General features: G+C 71.8%; 15 protein-coding genes. 9 read left to right on the plus strand and 6 right to left on the minus strand.

Going from position 1 to position 17,453, the window contains the following annotated elements; genetic code table 11:
• Window positions 1-58: 58 nt before the first annotated feature.
• The gene (locus tag ACFWVV_RS20575) at window positions 59-1,498 is read left to right on the plus strand and encodes an endo-1,4-beta-xylanase (protein WP_384357432.1); all 1,440 of its coding nucleotides are present in this window, start codon (window positions 59-61) and stop codon (window positions 1,496-1,498) included.
• Window positions 1,499-1,687: 189 nt separating this feature from the next.
• On the opposite strand, the gene ACFWVV_RS20580 is transcribed toward ACFWVV_RS20575, so the two are convergent.
• Complete coding sequence (locus tag ACFWVV_RS20580) at window positions 1,688-3,352, minus strand: glycoside hydrolase family 6 protein (RefSeq protein WP_384357464.1); 1,665 nt, start codon at window positions 3,350-3,352, stop codon at window positions 1,688-1,690.
• A gap of 747 nt (window positions 3,353-4,099) precedes the next feature.
• Here ACFWVV_RS20580 and ACFWVV_RS20585 point away from each other — a divergent pair.
• From ACFWVV_RS20585 to ACFWVV_RS20595, 3 genes are all read left to right on the plus strand, one after another.
• Entirely contained in the window at window positions 4,100-5,134 is a 1,035-nt protein-coding gene (locus ACFWVV_RS20585; protein ID WP_384357434.1) for a PHP domain-containing protein, read from the plus strand.
• A 434-nt stretch (window positions 5,135-5,568) separates the two neighbouring features.
• Window positions 5,569-6,654 (plus strand): ScyD/ScyE family protein, encoded by a 1,086-nt coding sequence (locus ACFWVV_RS20590; RefSeq protein ID WP_384357436.1) that lies wholly within the window; start codon window positions 5,569-5,571, stop codon window positions 6,652-6,654.
• Window positions 6,655-6,904: 250 nt separating this feature from the next.
• A complete protein-coding gene (locus ACFWVV_RS20595) occupies window positions 6,905-7,069 on the plus strand; it encodes a hypothetical protein (RefSeq protein WP_384357438.1) in 165 nt (54 codons plus the stop codon).
• A 103-nt stretch (window positions 7,070-7,172) separates the two neighbouring features.
• On the opposite strand, the gene ACFWVV_RS20600 is transcribed toward ACFWVV_RS20595, so the two are convergent.
• A complete protein-coding gene (locus ACFWVV_RS20600; protein WP_384357440.1) occupies window positions 7,173-8,618 on the minus strand; it encodes an acyl-CoA synthetase in 1,446 nt (481 codons plus the stop codon).
• Between the two features lie 264 nt (window positions 8,619-8,882).
• Here ACFWVV_RS20600 and ACFWVV_RS20605 point away from each other — a divergent pair, with 264 nt between their 5' ends.
• Together ACFWVV_RS20605 and ACFWVV_RS20610 are read left to right on the plus strand one after the other, a co-directional pair.
• On the plus strand, window positions 8,883-9,446 hold the full coding sequence (locus tag ACFWVV_RS20605) for a DinB family protein (RefSeq protein ID WP_384357442.1): 564 nt from the start codon (window positions 8,883-8,885) through the stop codon (window positions 9,444-9,446).
• A 275-nt stretch (window positions 9,447-9,721) separates the two neighbouring features.
• Window positions 9,722-10,564, plus strand: coding sequence for a putative RNA methyltransferase (locus ACFWVV_RS20610; protein ID WP_384357444.1), 843 nt, complete (start codon window positions 9,722-9,724; stop codon window positions 10,562-10,564).
• Between the two features lie 44 nt (window positions 10,565-10,608).
• Here ACFWVV_RS20610 and ACFWVV_RS20615 read toward each other — a convergent pair whose 3' ends face one another.
• On the minus strand, window positions 10,609-11,652 hold the full coding sequence (locus ACFWVV_RS20615; protein ID WP_384357446.1) for a saccharopine dehydrogenase family protein: 1,044 nt from the start codon (window positions 11,650-11,652) through the stop codon (window positions 10,609-10,611).
• A gap of 134 nt (window positions 11,653-11,786) precedes the next feature.
• Between ACFWVV_RS20615 and ACFWVV_RS20620 the strand changes: the two genes are divergently transcribed.
• Entirely contained in the window at window positions 11,787-12,758 is a 972-nt protein-coding gene (locus ACFWVV_RS20620) for a GlxA family transcriptional regulator (protein ID WP_384357448.1), read from the plus strand.
• Between the two features lie 131 nt (window positions 12,759-12,889).
• Here ACFWVV_RS20620 and ACFWVV_RS20625 read toward each other — a convergent pair whose 3' ends face one another.
• From ACFWVV_RS20625 to ACFWVV_RS20635, 3 genes are all read right to left on the minus strand, one after another.
• Complete coding sequence (locus ACFWVV_RS20625; protein WP_384357450.1) at window positions 12,890-13,696, minus strand: hypothetical protein; 807 nt, start codon at window positions 13,694-13,696, stop codon at window positions 12,890-12,892.
• Window positions 13,697-13,783: 87 nt separating this feature from the next.
• The gene (locus tag ACFWVV_RS20630) at window positions 13,784-13,999 is read right to left on the minus strand and encodes a helix-turn-helix domain-containing protein (protein ID WP_384357452.1); all 216 of its coding nucleotides are present in this window, start codon (window positions 13,997-13,999) and stop codon (window positions 13,784-13,786) included.
• Window positions 13,999-14,496, minus strand: coding sequence for a DUF2975 domain-containing protein (locus ACFWVV_RS20635; RefSeq protein WP_384357454.1), 498 nt, complete (start codon window positions 14,494-14,496; stop codon window positions 13,999-14,001). The genes ACFWVV_RS20630 and ACFWVV_RS20635 overlap by 1 nt, the downstream gene beginning before the upstream one ends.
• A gap of 164 nt (window positions 14,497-14,660) precedes the next feature.
• Here ACFWVV_RS20635 and ACFWVV_RS20640 point away from each other — a divergent pair, with 164 nt between their 5' ends.
• Window positions 14,661-15,833: a beta-ketoacyl-[acyl-carrier-protein] synthase family protein gene (locus ACFWVV_RS20640; protein ID WP_384357456.1), complete on the plus strand. Its 1,173-nt coding sequence runs from the start codon at window positions 14,661-14,663 to the stop codon at window positions 15,831-15,833.
• Between the two features lie 233 nt (window positions 15,834-16,066).
• A complete protein-coding gene (locus ACFWVV_RS20645) occupies window positions 16,067-17,347 on the plus strand; it encodes a D-alanyl-D-alanine carboxypeptidase family protein (protein ID WP_384357458.1) in 1,281 nt (426 codons plus the stop codon).
• Window positions 17,348-17,453: the final 106 nt, after the last annotated feature.

Here is a 17,453-nt window from a genome sequence, read left to right on the forward strand (position 1 = left end):
ACGCGATCCGGGCAGCCGCCTTCCACTCCTACCGTGATGCCACTCTGGAGGCACAGTCATGTCTTCGCACGCCCTTCCCCCACGCGCCCTGCGCCGCACCTCCGGCGGTCTGCTGACCGCGCTGCTCGTCGGTGTTCTCGGTGCGTTCGCGGCGCCGACCGCGTCGCCCACCGCACATGCCGCCCAGAGCGCGGCCGAAACCACGCTCGGCGCCGCGGCGGCGCAGAGCGGCCGCTACTTCGGCACCGCCATCGCCTCGGGCAGGCTGGGCGACTCGGCGTACACGTCGATCGCGGGCCGCGAGTTCAACTCGGTGACGGCCGAGAACGAGATGAAGATCGACGCCACCGAACCCCAGCGGGGTCAGTTCGACTTCACCGCGGGTGACCGCGTCCACAACTGGGCGGTGCAGAACGGCAAGCAGGTGCGCGGCCACACCCTCGCCTGGCACTCACAGCAACCCGGCTGGATGCGGAGCCTCAGCGGCAGCAGCCTGCGCCAGGCGATGGTCGGCCACATCAACGGCGTGATGGGCCACTACAAGGGCAGGATCCCCCAGTGGGACGTCGTGAACGAGGCCTTCGAGGACGGCACGGGAGCCCGGCGCGACTCCAACCTCCAGCGCACCGGCAACGACTGGATCGAGGTCGCCTTCCGCGCCGCGCGGGTCGCCGACCCGGCCGCCAAGCTCTGCTACAACGACTACAACGTCGAGAACTGGACCTGGGCCAAGACCCAGGCCATGTACGCCATGGTCAAGGACTTCAAGCAGCGCGGCGTGCCGATCGACTGCGTCGGCTTCCAGTCGCACTTCAACAACGACAGCCCCTACCACAGCAACTTCCGCACCACCCTGCAGAACTTCGCCGCCCTCGGCGTCGACGTGGCCGTCACCGAACTCGACATCCAGGGTGCCTCGGCCACCACCTACGCCCAGGTGACCAACGACTGCCTGGCCGTCCCGCGCTGCCTCGGCATCACCGTCTGGGGCGTGCGCGACACCGACTCCTGGCGACCGGAGCACTCCCCGCTGCTGTTCCACGGCAACGGCAGCAAGAAGCCCGCCTACGACTCCGTCCTCAACGCGCTCAACGCCGCCTCCCCCACGCCCCCCGGTAACGCCGGGCCGATCAGGGGCGCCGCCTCGGGCCGCTGCCTGGACGTGCCCGGCGCCGGCACCACCGACGGCACGCAGCTCCAGCTGTGGGACTGCAACAACCGCACGAACCAGCAGTGGAGCCACACCGCCGCGGGCGAACTGCGGGTCTACGGCAACAAGTGCCTGGATGCCGCGGGCACCGGCAACGGCGCCAAGGTCCAGATCTACAGCTGCTGGGGTGGCGACAACCAGAAATGGCGCCTCAACGCCGACGGCTCCGTCGTCGGCGTCCAGTCCGGTCTCTGCCTCGACGCCACCGCGGCCGGCACCGCCAACGGCACCACGATCCAGCTCTACTCCTGCTCGAACGGCGGCAACCAGCGCTGGACCCGCACCTGAAGCGGCCTGGCACGCAGGAGAGGGTGAACCCGTGAAGCAACCCGTGAAGCCCTCCGTGTCCGGTTGACTTCCACAGGACCGCTGACACGGCCCGAAGGCCCTTTTCCCCGGTGCGCACCGGGGAAAAGGGCCTTCGGCTCACGCGCCGCCAGCACGCACCGGGCCGGCGACGCACCCGTCAGTGCTCGGTCACAGCGCGGGGTGGGCGTTCTTCAACAGCTCCTGGAACTGGGCGGAGAACCACTTCCCCGCCAGCGGCGCGTTCGGCAGCGAGCCGGACATGCTGTTGCCGTTGCGGGGGTTGCCGGTGTACGTCGGGTCGCACATCCGGTCGAAGCCCTTGCCCTCGTCGTTCGGGATCTCCTTGCTCGCACCGTCGGACTCGCCCGGCGGCTTGGCCCACACGTACGCGTCGATTCCGGCCGCGGGTGCGGTCGTCGGGCGTTCGCCGAGGCCCGCCCCGGACTGGTTGCACCAGTTGCCGAGGTGGATGCGGCGGTCGTAGCGCCCGCCGTCGACGTATGCGTTCACGTTCGTCTGCGGTCCTGGGCCCGACGGGCGCGCCGTGCCGCCCCAGCCGTTGCGGGAGGTGTCGATCAGCATGCCGATGCCGGAGCCGAAGCCGAGCGTGACCAGCTTGGCGCGCATGGCCTGCGCGTAGCTCAGCTCGTCGGTGTACCGGTTCCAGTCCACCCACTTGGACTGGCGCACGGAGGTTCCGTTGACGCTGTCGCCGATGGCGAAGTGGTCCTCCTTGAGGGCGCTGTAGTTGGCGGTGTTCACGATGAAGCCGTGCACGTCGGCGAGGGTCGCGCCCTCGGTGGTGGCGGCCTCCTTGAACATCTCGGCGGAGGCGGTGAAGTTGTCGTCCCAGCCGAGCCAGCCGTGGTGGCCTGCGTCGATGTAGTTGTAGACGTGGGGGAGGTCGCCCAGCTTGTTGAGCGCGTACCCGACGCCCTTCTGATAGTTGCCGTTTGCCTTCATCACGTCGCAGGCGGGGGTGGCGGTGGGGCGGGGGGTGACGTTGGTGACGAGGTTGGGCAGCGAGTCGATCTCCACGATCGTGACAATGCGCAGTCCCGCGTACTTGGGGTCGGCGAGGATCGCGGCGAGCGGGTCGATGTACTCGCTCTTGTACCGGCCGATCTCGGTCGGGCCGAGCTCCCCGTTGGAGGCGAGCGCGGCACAGTCGCGGCCCGGCAGGTTGTAGACCACCAGCTGGACGGTGAGTTCGCCGGTCCCCTTCTGCTTGAGGGCCTCGTCCAGGTGGGCGCGCAGGCCCATGGTGGTGGCGCTGCCCTTGACGGCGGCGATGCGGTCCAGCCAGACGGCGGTCGGCTGCTTGGCGACGGCCGCACCGCCCGGCTCGGCGGCGGCCTTCGCGGACCACTCCGGATTCACGTAGGCCTTCGCTCCCGCGTACGGGTTGTCCACCCGGTCGCCGGGCGGATCCGTGGGGCCGGGACCCGGGTCCGTAGCGCCGTTGCAGGTCACGCCGTTGAGCTTGAAGGCTGCGGGCACGGCGTTCTCGCCGCTGTTGCCGGCGTTGAAGCCGAAGGAGGCGGAGCCGCCGGTGCCGAGATTGCCGTTGTACGAGACGTTCTTGGCGGTGACGGCCTTGCCCGTCTGGCTGAGGGTGGCGTTCCAGCCCTGGGTGATCTTCTGGTCACCGGCGTAGACCCACTCCAGGGTCCAGCTGGACACCGGGGAACCGTTGTTGGTGACGGTGACGTTCGCGCCGAAACCACCGTTCCACTGACTCTGGATCTTGTAGTCGACGGTGCAGGCGGGCGCGGCCGCGCCGGCTGCTCCCGACGCGGATCCGGTGGCCACGGCCGTGACGCCGGCCGCCATGAACAGTGCACAGGCCGCCGCCAGACCCGCACGGCCGCGGGAGGCCGAAGCCGGGGACTTCCGGGGGGAGCCCGGAGGGGAGTGCAGGGGGGAGTTCAGGGGGTGATGCATGAGCGACTCCTGACAACTGAGGTGCTCCTGACAGGAGCACCTAGTGAGGGGGACCGCTCCCACTGGTGAGGCAGACCGTAGCGCCACGCGGCGTCAAGGAACAGACATGTTGCCAACTTTCAGCGGCACATCACTGTCGAATATCTTCGACTCTTCACGCTTCTTGACCGAGTAAGGCCCGCCCCTCCACAGTGGGAGCGCTCCCACTGGTGCAAGGCTTGAACACACGGCCCGATGCGACACCAGCACGTACCGGGCCTCGGAACGCAGAGAAGGGAGGTGGTGGCGGAGGTACCCGCGCAGGTTGCCCCCTGCTGCGAGGGCCGGGACGGGCCGGCCGGTCGGCACAGGTACGAGTGCGGGTACGAGTGCGGGTACGGGTACGAGTACGGGTACGGCTGTGGGTACGGACAGACCTGCGCCGGGTCCTTGACCGGGATCCGGCGCAGGTCATGGACCTGCGGGCTCCTCGGTCACCCGTTCGCACGACGCCCGCACAGGCCTCGGTGCGGGCGCCCACACCGCCGTTGACGGCAGTCTGGTCCCCCACCCGGCCGGACGTGCCCCGTGGTGCGTGCCGGGGAAACCTGGAGGAGGGTGTGTGGTGCGAAACCCCGCGAGCGGCCGGAGGTGGCGATGGGGCCCGTGGAGGCACTCGAACGGATCGCGTTCCTGCTGGAACGCCACCGCGCCCCGACGTACCGTGTGCGGGCATTCCGTACCGCCGCGGCGGTGGTGCGCGGGCTGACGCCCGCCGAACTGGCCACTCGCGCGGCGCACGGGTCCCTGGAAACACTCAAGGGCATCGGCCCCAGAACCGCGGGCGTGATCGGTGAGGCCCTGGCGGGCGGCGTACCCGCCTACCTCGAGCGCCTGGAGAGCGAGGCTCTGGCTCCGCTCGTCGAGGGTGATGCCGGGAGCCGGTTGCGGGCGCTGCTGAAGGGCGACTGCCACCTGCACTCCGACTGGTCGGACGGCGGCAGCCCCGTCGAGGAGATGGGACGCGCCGCGCGGGACATCGGGCACGACTGGGCCGTGCTCACCGATCACTCACCGCGGCTGACCGTGGCACACGGCCTGTCCCCCGAGCGGCTGGCCGAGCAATTGGACCTCGTCGCGGAGCTGAACTCCCAGTGGGCGCCGTTTCGGCTGCTGACGGGCATCGAGTGCGACATTCTCGACGACGGCGCCCTCGACCAGGAGCCGGAGCTGCTCGACCGGCTCGACGTGGTCGTGGTGTCGGTGCACTCCAAGCTGCGGATGGACGCGGCAGCGATGACCCGCCGCATGACGGCCGCTGTCAGCAACCCCAGGGCCGACGTGCTGGGCCACTGCACCGGCCGTCTGGTCACGGGGCGGGGCAGGCCCGAGTCGGAGTTCGACGCGGACGCGGTGTTCGCGGCGTGCGCGGAGGCGGGAACGGCCGTGGAGATCAACAGCAGGCCGGAACGGCTGGACCCGCCCCGCCGGCTGCTCCGCAAGGCGGTCCTGGCAGGGACGCTGTTCGCCGTGGACACCGACGCACACGCGCCCGGGCAGCTGGACTGGCAGGTCATCGGGTGTGCGCGGGCGGAGGAGTGCGGCGTGCCGGCCGAGCGCGTGGTGAACACCTGGGACGTGGAGAAACTGCTGTCCTGGACCAGGGCAAGCCGCGCCCGCGAGGCCATCTGACGGCAGGACACGGGAGCGCCGCGTCCGTCGTGTGAGCAGGACGCGCTCGCGCCGCGTCCGTGCCGTGCCGGACCGGACCGTGCCGTGCCGTGCCGTGCCGTGCCGTGCCGTGCCGGACCGCGCCGTGCGGAATCGCGGCGCCGGAGCCGTGCGGGATCGGGGCGGAGAGCCGTGCGTGGCATCTCTTTGACGTGGGTGGCGTCGATGACCCTGGGAGCCCCCGCGCGGCGCGTCGGGCTCTCCCGGCAGGCCATGCTCAACTCCCCTGCTTTCACGGCCTCCTGGCATCCGCCGCGCCACGGCGCGCCCCGCCCGGTGGGCTGCGGCCCCTCGCCCTGATCATGCGCTCGTCTTGCGGGGGAACGGCGAAGATGCGAATCCCGGCTGGTTTCATGCCCGGTCCTCAGGACGACTTCGCCTTGGAAGGACTTCACGTGATCACTCGAACCAGGATGGCCCCGGCCATCGGCGCCGCGCTTCTCCTCACCCTGTTCACTCCCGCGGCCGCCGAGGCGGACCAGGGCATCACCACCGTCGCGACCGGCCTCGACAACCCGCACGGCCTGGCCTTCGCCCCGGACGGGTCGCTGTACGTCGCCGAGTCGGGAGTCGGCGGTACCGGGCCGTGCTTCCCCGGACCGCAGGCCGACCTGGAGTGCTTCGGCACGACCGGTGCCATCACCAAGATCAGAGGCGGCACCCAGCGGCGGGTGGTGACGGGGTTACCGTCGATCGCCACGCCCGGCGGCGCGCGGGCCATCGGCCCGTCGGACGTGGCGGTCGTCGGCGGTGTCCCGGTGTTCACCGCCGGGCTCGCCATCACCCCCGCCAAACGCGACGCCCTCCCGGCCGCGGGCCAGAACGCCGGGTGGCTGCTGTCGTCCGCCAAGGGCCGCGCGATCCGTTACGCCGACATCGCGGGTCACGCGGCCAAGACCGACCCGGACGGCGGCAACCCGCACTCCGTGGCGGTGACGCGGCACGGGGCCGCCGTCGTCGACTCGGCGGGCAACACACTTGTCCGTGTCGCGCCGAACGGGCGGGTGACCACCTTGGCCAAGTTCCCCAGCCAGGAAGTCGACGCGCCGCCGTCCCCGGGTGTGCCGCCGGGCACCAGGATCACCGCGCAGGCCGTGCCCACCGCGGTCGCCCCCGGCCCCGACGGCGCGTACTACGTGGGGCAGCTCACCGGCTTTCCGTACCCGGTCGGCAAGGCCAGCGTGTTCCGAGTGGTGCCCGGCCAGGAGCCGACCGTCGTGGCCACCGGCTTCACCAACATCATCGACGTCGCCTTCGACCGGCAGGGTTCTCTCTACGTCCTCGAACTCGCGCACCGCGGCCTGCTCTCCGGCGACCCGACCGGTGCGCTGATCAAGGTCGAGCCCAACGGGGCCCACCAGGTCGTCACCACCGACCTGACCGGCCCCGGCGGCTTGGCGATCAAGGACGGAGCCGCGTACGTCAGCGACTGCGGCGTGTGCGCGGGGACCGGAAGCGTGGTCCGCATCCCGTTGCCCTGACCGTCTCGCCGTCCGGTCCACAGCGTGCTGTCTGTCGGGGGCTCCTTCCTGGCAGGCAGCTTTCGGGCGTCCCCGACGGGGCGAGAGGGCCCGTGCCGGGGCGTGGTCCGGCCCCTGGAGAGCCGTGAGCAAGCATTTGCGGAACGTACTCACCCGACACGTGAAGGCGGTCCGTCTCGTTGAACTGGGCATGCAGCACGAAGAAACGTTCCCCCTTCCTCCTCTGACGCATGCCTGGACGCGTGTCCCGATGCCGTCCCCCGTAGTGGACACCGGCACCCCCATCTACGATGCCCTCGCCCGCAGCTGGCGCGAGCAGGGGCGCCAGCTTCCCCGCCCCGCGGACAGTTACAGCGGCTGGGCCGCCCGCCCGGAGCAGAGCCCCCGTCGCCCCGCGACCGGCCGGGTGGTGTGACGCCGCCGTTCCGGCGGTCGGGTTCGCCTACGGGAGGGGAGGGCGGGCAGCCGTGGCGTGCGAGCGGTGCGGCGGAGGTGTTCGCCGGGGGGCGGTGCTCCCGTCAGTCGTCCTTCAGGGCCCTCTTCATGATCTTCCCCATGTCGTTGCGCGGGAGGGACTGCTTCAGACGCACGATGCGGGGACGCTTGTACGGGGCGAGCTGGGCGGCGACGTGATCGGCGAGCTCCTGCCCGGACGGCGGGGCCGCCGGGTCCCGCGGCACGATCCAGGCGACGACCGTCTCCCCCAGGTCGGCATCCGGGGCGCCGGTGACGGCGGCGTCCGCGACGGCGGGGTGTTCCAGGAGGACGTTCTCGATTTCGCCCGCACCGATCTTGTAGCCGCCGCTCTTGATCAGGTCGGTGGAGCGGCGGCCCACGATGCGTACGGCTCCGTCCTCGTCCAGCGTGGCGATGTCGCCGGTCCTGAACCAGCCCTGGTCGAAGGCGGCCTCGGTGGCGTCAGGGCGGCCCAGGTATTCGGTGAAGAGGTTCGGCCCATTGACCTGGATCTCCCCCAGCGTCTCGCCGTCACGGGCGTCGACGGGCCGTCCTTCGTCGTCCACGAGGCGCAGTTCGACGCCGTCCAGCGGGGTGCCCACGCTGCCCGGCCGGGGTGTGCCGCCCGGCCGGACGCTCGTGTTCATCAGGGTCTCGGTCATGCCGTACCGCTCGACGACCTGCTGCCCGGTCGCCGCGGTGATGGCCTCGTGGTCACGGCGCGACAGCGCGGCCGAACCGGAGACCAGGAGCCGGGCACCGGACAGGGCCTCGCGCAGGGCCGGGTCGTCGGGGAGGGCCTCGGCGATCCTGTGGTACATCGTCGGCACCCCGAACAGCAGGGTGGCGCCGTCCGTCAGCGCGTCCCTGACGCCCTCGGGGGAGAACCGGCCGAGGTGGCGCAGGCTGCCGCCGCGGCGCAGCGGGCCGAGGACCCCGAGCACCAGGCCGTGCACGTGGAACAGCGGCAGTCCGTGCACCAGGACGTCGTCGCCGGTCCACTGCCACGCTTCGGCGAGGGCGTCGAGGGTGGTGCGGACCGCCCGGCGCGGCAGGACCGCTCCCTTCGGCGGGCCGGTGGTGCCGGAGGTGTAGATGATCAGTGCGGGAGCCTCGTCCCCCGGTTCCGGGGGCAGGTCCGGCGTCGGGCCCGTCGGGGCGAGGTCGGGGTGGACGACGGGCAGCGCGGCCAGTGGTCCGGGCAGAGCCGTGCCTGGGGCGGCGAGGACCAATTCGGGGGAGCTGTCGGCCACGACGTGTGCGAGTTCGCGGGTGCCGCTGCCGGGGTTGAGGGGCACCAGGGGGACGCCTGCGAGGAGTGCGGCCAGTGCGCCGACGGCGGACTCCAGGGTGGGGGTGGACCACAGGGCGACCCGGTGGGCGCCGGCGAGGCGGGCCGCCGTGGCCGAAGCCGCCGCGCGCAGCTCCGCGTAGTCCAAGGAGCGGTCAGCGAAACGCAGTGCGGGTGCGTGACCTGCTGTTTCGAGGGCGGGAAAGAGCGTGGTCATGTCTGTCTCCTGCGAGAGGGGCGGGCCGGCCTGCTGGGGCTACCTCTCATGATCCGGCAGAGCCCGTCCGGGCAGGCCGGCTCGACGAAAGCAGGTACCCGAGGCAAGGAGGCGGCCCCCTCTCCGCACGACGGTTCGGTCAGGTCGGCCACTCTCCGCCTTCCTGCACCTGACTCGCGTCCCAACTAGGCCCTGATATGGCCTACATGGACTCTAGAGTTGCTCTTGTCCGAGGGAAACCGGAACGGCAGAAGGCAGAGAATCATGAACGTCAACGAGTCCGGCGAGCACACCGCGGCCGACGCCACTTCCGCTCCCGCCACCGGCGAGCGGGCCGACCTGCTGGCCATGCTCGCCAAGAACCGGCACTTCCTCCGCCTCACCACCCGCGACCTCACCGACGAGCAGGCCAGGATGCAGCCCACTGCGAGCGAGCTGTGCCTGGGCGGCCTCATCAAGCACGTCACCGAGGTCGAACAGGCCTGGGCGGACTTCATCGTGAACGGCCCCTCGGCGATGGGGGACGCCAGCAGCATGACCGAGGACGACTGGGCGGACCGGGCCAACGGGTTCCTGCTCCTGCCGGACGAGACGCTCGCGGGCGTTCTGGATAGGTACGACGAGGTGGCCCGCCGTACGGACGAGCTGGTCGTCAAGCTCCCCGACCTGGACGCCGCCCATCCGCTCCCCGAGGCCCCGTGGTTCGAGCCCGGCGCACGGTGGTCGGCCCGCCGGACGCTGATGCACATCATGGCGGAGACCGCGCAGCACGCCGGTCACGCGGACATCATCCGCGAGACGCTGGACGGTGCGAAGAGCATGGGCTGACCCGTCGGCGCCCCGCCTGCGAGCAGCCGCACCGGGGGCGCTCGGTGGGTCTTCCGCCTGCCGAACCCCGGATGTGGGGCCGCCTTCAGGGTGCGGGTGAAGGTGCGCCCGGAGGGGGCCGACCGGGCGGGCATCGTCGTCGCCACGTCGTACGGGACAATCGGCAGGGAGAATTCCACCCGCTTCCGCACCCGTCCGGCTGCCCGGCACGGCCCCGTGGCCGGGCGGGACGGCCCGCGAAAGCCCTGAAGAGACCTTGAGAGACCGGTGCACCCATGCTGAACAGAGTCGCGCGCTACCTGGGTTGCCCCCACTGCGGTGGGCAGTTGACCCATGGGGACCGTGTGCTGCTCTGTCCCGCCGGGCACACCTTCGACATCGCGAAGCAGGGCTACGTCAATCTGCTTCCCCAGGTGACGAAGCTCAAGTCCGACACCAAGGAGATGGTGGAGGCCCGGGACGCGTTCCTGTCGGCCGGGCACTACGCGCCGATCATGGACGCGCTGGCCGGGCTGGCACGCCGGACCGTCGACCCCGCCGTGCCCGGCTGTGTGCTCGACATCGGTGGCGGCACCGGCCATTACCAGGCCCGGGTCATGGAGGCGTTCCCCGACGCCGAGGGCCTGTCGCTGGACATTTCCAAGTTCGCGGCGCGGCGTGCTGCCAGAGCGCATCCGAGGATCGCCGCGGCGGTCGCCGATGCCTGGCAGACCCTGCCGCTGCTGGACGGCGCCGCGGCCCTGGTGACCAACACGTTCGCCCCCCGCAACGGCCCCGAGCTGCACCGGGTTCTGCAGCCGGGCGGTGTCCTGGTCGTCGTGACTCCCCGGCCCGGCCACCTGCGGGAACTGATCGACGCACTCGGCCTGCTGCAGGTGGACGCGCGCAAGGAGTCCCGCGTCGCCGAGCAGCTCGCCCCGCACTTCACCGCCCTCGCGACCGAGCAGGTGACCCGGACCATGGAGCTCGACCACCAGGCACTCGCCCAGCTTGTCGGCATGGGGCCCAACGCCTGGCACCACACGGTGCGGGAGGACGACGCAAGGATCCAGGAGCTGCCGGAGCCGTGCGCGGTGACGCTCTCCGTCACGCTGACCGCCTACCGGCCCCTGGCGTGAAGGGCCCGGCGGTCCGCCGGTGACACCCCCCAGGGGCCGACCGGTCAGCCGGGAGTGCCGGGCGGAAGGTGCACGGCCAGGTGCGGGGAGAGGGCGCGCAGGAAGCCGGGGGCGTCGAAGGCGGCGCCCGCGGAGACCACACCGGTCGCGGTGGTGCGGCCGGTGAGGATACGGTCGACCGCCTCCACCGCGAGCGGCGCGCTGACGGCGTAGATGTCCTGCCCCGTGGCGGACGCGCGAAGTTCTCTGCCGCCGGAGCGGACGAGGACGTCGACGACGAAGGTCTGCGCGGAACGGCCGTGCGCGTCGACGGCGGCAGGCGCCTGCGCATCGGGCGCGGCCAGGTCCGCGGCCGCCTTGGCGGTCATGTAGGTGCGTACCTCGGGGACGGCCAGGTGGCTGGGTACGGTGACGACGTCGGCCATGGTGAACTCGCCGATGACGCGCTGCGGTCCGAGTGGTTCAGGGAAGCGCCACTCCAGGGTGGGCAGGGCGTCGTCGTGGTACTCCAGCCGGCCACCGGTGTAGCGGACCCGGCGGCCGCCGCGCCGTTCCCCGGAGACCGTGCCCGCGGCGAGCGTTCCCGCGGTGGGGTGCCAGCTGCTCAGGCCGTACGCGATGTGCGTTTCGTCCGCTGCGGTCAGGTCGCCCATCGCGGCGGTGACCAGCAGGTCGCCCAGTCCGCCGAAGAAGGCCATCGCCGGGACCACCGGGATGCCCGCGGTACGGGCCCGCGCGGAGAAGTGCGCGAAGGTGTCCTGGTTCGCCTCGATCTCGGCCGCCACGTCGACGTACGGGATCCCGGCGCGCAGGGCCGCCTCGATGAGAGGGGCGGCGGTCGTGGCGAAGGGTCCGGCGCAGTTGACGACGGCGGCCGCGCCGTGCAGCGCGCGGTCGAGGGAGGCCGGATCGTCGGCCGACGCCCCTCTGGCCTCCAGCCCCGGCCGCCTCTGTGCGAGCGCCCGTAGTTTGTCCTGGTCACGGCCGATGAGCAGGGGGACGTACCCGCGCGTCAACAGCTCCGCGACGACGAACCGGCCGGTGTGCCCGTAGGCACCGAACAACGCGACGGTGCTGCCTGAGGTCATGTCTGCTCCCGCGTACTCGAAGGGATGCGCTGCGCCGGAGCGAGGCACCGTGCGAAGTGGTCCGCTGAGAATCCTGCCTCCGCAGCTCGTCGGCGCCCAGTGTCCGGAACGACATGACCCGTACAATTCCCGACATGAATGCGTTCCCGGGGCCCGTCGCCCGTGCGTTTCCGCGGTCCGTCGCCCTCGCCGCCACCGACGGGATGCTGCATTTCGAACTGGCGCTGGCCTTTGAGGTGTTCGGCTCCGCACCGGCCGTCCTGCCGGGTCCCTGGTACGACGTCGAGGTGTGCGGCACGCGGGCCGTGCGGGTCGGCCGGTTCCTGCTGGAACCGGACTGCGGGCTGGACGCTCTGGCGCGGGCGGACACCGTGATCGTGCCCGCCCTGGCGGACGTCGGCGCGGCTCCGCCCGCCGGTCTCGTCGAAGCGGTGCGCGTCGCCCACGAGGCGGGCGCGCGGGTGGTGTCGCTGTGCACGGGTGCGTTCGTGCTGGCCGCCGCCGGCCTGCTGGACGGGTTGCGGGCGACCACGCACTGGGCCCACACCGCCGAGCTGGCCGCCCGCTTCCCGCGGGTGGACGTCGACCCGGACGTCCTGTACGTCGACAACGGGAGGGTGCTCACGTCCGCGGGCAAGGCAGCCGCGATGGACCTGTGCCTGCACCTGGTACGCCGTGACCACGGCTCGGCCGTCGCCAACGTGGTCGCCCGCCGTCTGGTCGTACCGCCCCACCGGGCCGGTGGCCAGGCGCAGTTCGTGAGCACGCCGGTGCCCGCCCAGGACGGTCATCCGCTGGCCGAGCTGCTTCCGTGGGTGCTGCGGCGGCTGGACCAGCCGCTCACCGTGGAGGATCTGGCCCGTCGGGCGAACATGAGCGCGCGCCATCTGGCCCGGCACTTCCGGTCGGTGACGGGCACCACGCCCCTGCAGTGGATGCTGACGCAACGGATCCGGCACGCGCAGGAGTTGCTGGAGACCACGGACGACAGTGTCGACGCCATCGCCGCGGCCTCGGGCATGGGTACGGGGACGACACTGCGCCGCCACTTCCAGCGCACGGTCGGCGTCCCGCCGGACACCTACCGCAGTACTTTCAGGGCGTGAGACCGGTGTCGGGTCCCCCGGGACCGCGCGGGCGCAGGCCGCACCCGCACCGCCCGGGACGGGTGCCGGCCTGTTGATCCTGCTGGTCGGCCATGAGGCCGCGGCAGACACTCGTCGAAGGCCGTAGAGTCTCAGCTCCCCCGCAGGGCCGCGACGAGCCGGGACCCCCGGGCCTCGGTGACGACGCCCACCAGCGTCCACACCGCGCCGACGGCCACCAGAAGGCCCGTGATCACCCAGCGCGTCGGGCCGGCACCCAGCTGGACCCCGTCGATCACCCAGGGAACCGTCAGTACCAGCCAGAGCCAGCCCACCGGCGCCGTGCTCCCCAGGTCCGTCGCGCCGCTGAGCAGCGCCCACAGGCCGATGCCGGCGAGCAGCAGGGCGGCGCCGCTCAGCAGCATCACGAAGCGCTGGGCCGGCGGCGGATACGTGGATGTCTCACCCCGCAGGCTCATCCCCACGAGGTGCCCCTGCCAGTAGCTCAGTTCGGCCCGGTCGCCCTCGCGGGACTTCTCGTGGAGGGCGCGGCTGATGCCGATCTTCTGGGTGCCGCCGGGTCCCGGACGCTGCAGCGTGAGGCCGTAGGAGGTCGTGCAGTTCCGGACGCCGCCGCTGTCGACGGTGCACGACTCGCTCCGGTGGCGCCCCTCCACCACCGCGCTCTCGTGGCGGACGCACAGGTCGTCGGGGCGGGAACCGGCGGGGGCGGGAAGGGAACCGGCCGACGCGGGACAGTCCGGCGCCTGCTGAAAGACACGCGTCGCCCGGTACCCGGCGGACGCCTGTTCCGCACTCCACAGGGCGCCCGCCAGGGCCGCAGCGGCGATCAGCAGCCGCAGCCACCATCGGATCCGGGACTGCCAACGCCGGCCCCGGCCGCCCTTCGTCCGGTACTCCCACGTCACCGTCACCAGGAAGACCTTCGACATCTTCACGGCAGCCCCCGCAGTCCGTCCGTTGCTCTCCCCCTCCCCCGGCCCGTCCCGTTTCATGCCGGGCCGGCCCGGCCGGCGCCACCCCTCTCACTCCTCCTCGGCGGCCTCCCAGCGCAACAGGTCGCCGGGCTGGCATTCCAGTACGTCGCACAGGGCGGCGAGGGTGGTGAAGCGGACCGCCTTGGCGCGGCCGTTCTTGAGGACGGCCAGATTGGCGGGGGTGATGCCGACGCGCTCCGCGAGCTCCCCGACGGACATCTTGCGCCGGGCCAGCAGGACGTCGATGTCGACCACGATGGGCATCAGATCACCTCGTCCAGCTCCGCCTGCATCCGCGCCGCCTGGACGTCGCGCGCCACGGCCTGCGCGAGCAGCATCCGCAGGACGAGCACGACGAGCGCGACTCCGAGCACGGCCAGAGTGAGTCCGCACAGGAGGAGAACGATGCCGGGCGGTACGGCTTCGCCGGGGGCGAGCAGCACGGCGAGGGTGAACACCAGGAGGGCGGCGGCCACGAACGCGCCGATGACGAGGTGCACGTACCGGAAGGCGGCGTGCGAGAACACCGTCCCGCGCCGCACCATCGTGACCAGCCGCCAGACGCAGACCAGCACGGTCTGGGCTGCGACGATTCCCAGGACGACGATCACCAGGACCGGGATGCGCAGGTGTGAGAGCTCCCCGGTGCCGCCGGACATGTCGGCGGCCAGCAACGGCACCATCACCGCCTGGACGAACACCGAACCGGCCAGCAGCACGACGAGCACGGCGCGCAGAGCGAGCACCGGTAGTTTTCCCATGACATCCCCTTCGATCGAGCAACGATATGAATCTATCGAAACTCGATAGATAGAGCAATGGGATAGCGACTGGACGGCGAATACCCGGGGTGTCCGGTTTTCCATGTCTCGGGAGGCGCAAGGTGGTTGGGAACGGAGCGGTTTCGATAACCGGGGTCGGCGCGATGACTCCGGTGGGGGGTGACGCGCCCTCGACCTGGGAGGCGCTGCTGGCCGGCCGGTCGGGAGTGCGGCTCCTGAAGCAGGAGTGGGCGGACCGGCTACCGGTGCGCGTGGCGGCCGGGCTTCCGGTGGATCCCGCCGCACTGCTGCCCCGGGTGCAGGCCAGGAAGCTGGACCGCGGGGAACAGCTCGCGCTGCTCAGCGCGCGGGAGGCCTGGCAGGACGCGGGCGCCCCCGAGGTCGAGCCGGAGCGGCTGGCCGTGGTCATCGGCACCGGGGTCGGCGGTGTGCTGACGACGCTCGGGCAGGACGACGTCTTCGAGGAGTCCGGGGTGCGGCGGCTGTCGCCGCACGCGGTGCCGATGTTCATGGCCAACGGCCCCGCCGCCTGGGTGAGCATGGAGCTCGGCGCGAAGGGGGGTGCCAGGACACCCGTCAGCGCTTGCGCCTCGGGGGCCGAGGCGCTCTCCCTCGGCCAGGACCTGATCCGGGCGGGCCGCGCCGACGTGGTGCTCGCGGGAGGCGTGGAGGCGTGCCTGCACCCCTTCATGTTCGGGGCGTTCGCGCAGATGAAGGCGTTGTCGACGCAGGCGCAGGACCCCGAGTCGGTGTCCCGGCCGTTCGACGTGAGCAGGTCCGGCTTCGTGATGGGCGAGGGTGCGGGTATGGCGGTCCTGGAACGCCCCGGCTTCGCGCGGGCCCGTGGCGCGCGGAGTTACGGATCCCTGGCCGGCAGCGCGGTGAACTCGAGTGCGCATCACATCACGTCCTCCGACACCGGGGGCCAGGTGCGTGCCATCGAGCAGGCGCTGCGCGACGCGGGGGTGCAGGCGGCGGACATCGGCGTCGTGCACGCGCACGCGACGTCCACGGAATCCGGTGATGTGGCGGAGGCGGAAGCGATCGCCCGCGCGATCGGCAGGCACCCGGCGGTCACCGCGACCAAGTCGATGACCGGCCACATGCTGGGTGCCTCCGGTGCCGTCGGGGCGCTGGCCGCCATGCTCGCCCTGCGGCACGGAGTGCTGCCCGCGACGCGCAATCTGACGGAGCTCGATCCCCGGGTCGACCTCGACGTGGTGTCCGGTGCGCCGCGCGAGGGCCGGTGGTCGGCGGCGCTGGCCAACTCGTTCGGGTTCGGCGGGCACAACGTCAGTCTGGTGCTGACGACGTAGCGGGCGCGGGCAGGCGGGTCGGCGGGGTTCCTGGCCGCGTTCGCCTGCTGGCGCGGGGCTCGTTGCGAAGGCGAACCGGGCTCCGTAGCTCCAGTCGTACGTCCTGGGTGCGGGCGGGTCTGCGTCCAGGTTGGCGGACGGGCTGCGCGGGGATTTCGTTCCCTGCCGGTGTGGTGGGAAAGTCCACTGTGCGGCGGGGATTCGCGGGGAGTCCGCTGCGATACGTTCGAGTGATGCGCCCCTCCTTCTCCCCCCGGTTCCGGCAGGCAGCCGCGGGCCTGTCCGTCGCCGCGTGCACCGCTCTCGCCGGGGTCTCCCCCGCCGTCGCGGCCGGGCACCGCCCGACGGAACCGGCCTCCCTGCACGAGTCGCACGCGCCGCACGATTCGCGTACGGAGGGCGTCGTGTCGAAGCGCGACGAGGCGCCGAACAAGCCGAAGACCCCGCCGGCCCGGATGTCCACGGTCGGCGGCGAACGGCTGGGCAGGCCAGGTCCGCAGACCGGGGCGGGCGCGCCCGCGCTGCCGAAGGATCTGAGCGCCCTGTCGTGGATCGTCGCCGACGCCGGCACCGGCGAGGTCCTGGGCGCGTCGAACGCCCACTGGCCACTCCCCCCGGCCAGCACCCTGAAGATGCTGTTCGCGGACACGGTGCTGCCCGCCGTGCCGCGCGGCACCAGCCACAAGGTGACTCCCGAGGAGCTCGCCCACATGGGGTCGGGGAGCAGTGCGGTGGGCATCGTGCCCGGACAGCAGTACCCGGTCCCCGACCTGTGGCGCGGGGTGTTCCTGCGGTCGGGGAACGACGCCGTGCATGTGCTGGCCGCGATGAACGGCGGCGTGCCGAAGACCGTCGCGGACATGCAGAGGCGGGCCGACGAACTCGGCGCGAAGGACACCCACGTCCTGAGCCCCGACGGGTACGACGCCCCGGGGCAGGTCTCCTCCGCGTACGACCTCTCGCTGTTCCTGCGGGCAGGGCTGAAGAACAAGGACTTCGCGGAGTACTGCTCGACGGCCGAGGCCAAGTTCCCCGGCGGACCCAGCACCAAGGGGAAGCCGTTCGCGATCGCGAATACCAATCGGATGCTTTCCGGCATCGGCGGGGTGGAGAAGTACCCGGGCCTGATCGGCGGCAAGAACGGCTACACCTCCAATGCGGGCAACACCCTTGCCGAGGCCGCCCGTCGGGACGGCCGCACGCTCCTGGTGACGGTGATGAACCCTCAGGCGAAAAAGCACGACGAGGTGTATGCGGAGATGCGCCGCCTACTGGACTGGGGGTTCGCTGCGGCGGGCAGAGCCACCCCGGTGGGCACCCTCGACCCGGTCGCCGCGCGGGGCACCGGCACCGCTGCGCCCTCGGCGGCCGATGGATCCCGCTCCGCCGCGGAGTCGTCCGGCGCGCTCGGCTGGGTGGGCATCGGCGTGGCGGTCGTCGCGGTGGGGGGCGGCGCGGTGGTCGTCGCCAACCGCCGCAGGCGCAGCGGTGCCGGGGGTGGGGCGTCGGGCTGACCGGAAGCCCTTTTCCCGGCGGGCCTGCGCAGGCTCTCCCCTGCGGGCCCGGGCGTCTCTGAGGAGCAGCCCGGGGCCGATTGTCAGTGGTCGCAAGCAGGTTCGG

It is taken from the genome of Streptomyces sp. NPDC058663 (assembly GCF_042716745.1).
Lineage (GTDB): Bacteria > Actinomycetota > Actinomycetes > Streptomycetales > Streptomycetaceae > Streptomyces.

What these genes read in the sequence shown, in the direction of transcription:
- ACFWVV_RS20575 (WP_384357432.1), top strand. Translation starts at nt 59, where the DNA reads ATGTCTTCGCACGCCCTTCCCCCACGCGCCCTGCGCCGCACCTCCGGC.
- ACFWVV_RS20580 (WP_384357464.1), bottom strand. Translation starts at nt 3,352, where the DNA reads ATGGCGGCCGGCGTCACGGCCGTGGCCACCGGATCCGCGTCGGGAGCA.
- ACFWVV_RS20585 (WP_384357434.1), top strand. Translation starts at nt 4,100, where the DNA reads ATGGGGCCCGTGGAGGCACTCGAACGGATCGCGTTCCTGCTGGAACGC.
- ACFWVV_RS20595 (WP_384357438.1), top strand. Translation starts at nt 6,905, where the DNA reads ATGCCGTCCCCCGTAGTGGACACCGGCACCCCCATCTACGATGCCCTC.
- ACFWVV_RS20600 (WP_384357440.1), bottom strand. Translation starts at nt 8,618, where the DNA reads ATGACCACGCTCTTTCCCGCCCTCGAAACAGCAGGTCACGCACCCGCA.
- ACFWVV_RS20605 (WP_384357442.1), top strand. Translation starts at nt 8,883, where the DNA reads ATGAACGTCAACGAGTCCGGCGAGCACACCGCGGCCGACGCCACTTCC.
- ACFWVV_RS20610 (WP_384357444.1), top strand. Translation starts at nt 9,722, where the DNA reads ATGCTGAACAGAGTCGCGCGCTACCTGGGTTGCCCCCACTGCGGTGGG.
- ACFWVV_RS20615 (WP_384357446.1), bottom strand. Translation starts at nt 11,652, where the DNA reads ATGACCTCAGGCAGCACCGTCGCGTTGTTCGGTGCCTACGGGCACACC.
- ACFWVV_RS20620 (WP_384357448.1), top strand. Translation starts at nt 11,787, where the DNA reads ATGAATGCGTTCCCGGGGCCCGTCGCCCGTGCGTTTCCGCGGTCCGTC.
- ACFWVV_RS20630 (WP_384357452.1), bottom strand. Translation starts at nt 13,999, where the DNA reads ATGCCCATCGTGGTCGACATCGACGTCCTGCTGGCCCGGCGCAAGATG.
- ACFWVV_RS20635 (WP_384357454.1), bottom strand. Translation starts at nt 14,496, where the DNA reads ATGGGAAAACTACCGGTGCTCGCTCTGCGCGCCGTGCTCGTCGTGCTG.
- ACFWVV_RS20640 (WP_384357456.1), top strand. Translation starts at nt 14,661, where the DNA reads ATGACTCCGGTGGGGGGTGACGCGCCCTCGACCTGGGAGGCGCTGCTG.
- ACFWVV_RS20645 (WP_384357458.1), top strand. Translation starts at nt 16,067, where the DNA reads ATGCGCCCCTCCTTCTCCCCCCGGTTCCGGCAGGCAGCCGCGGGCCTG.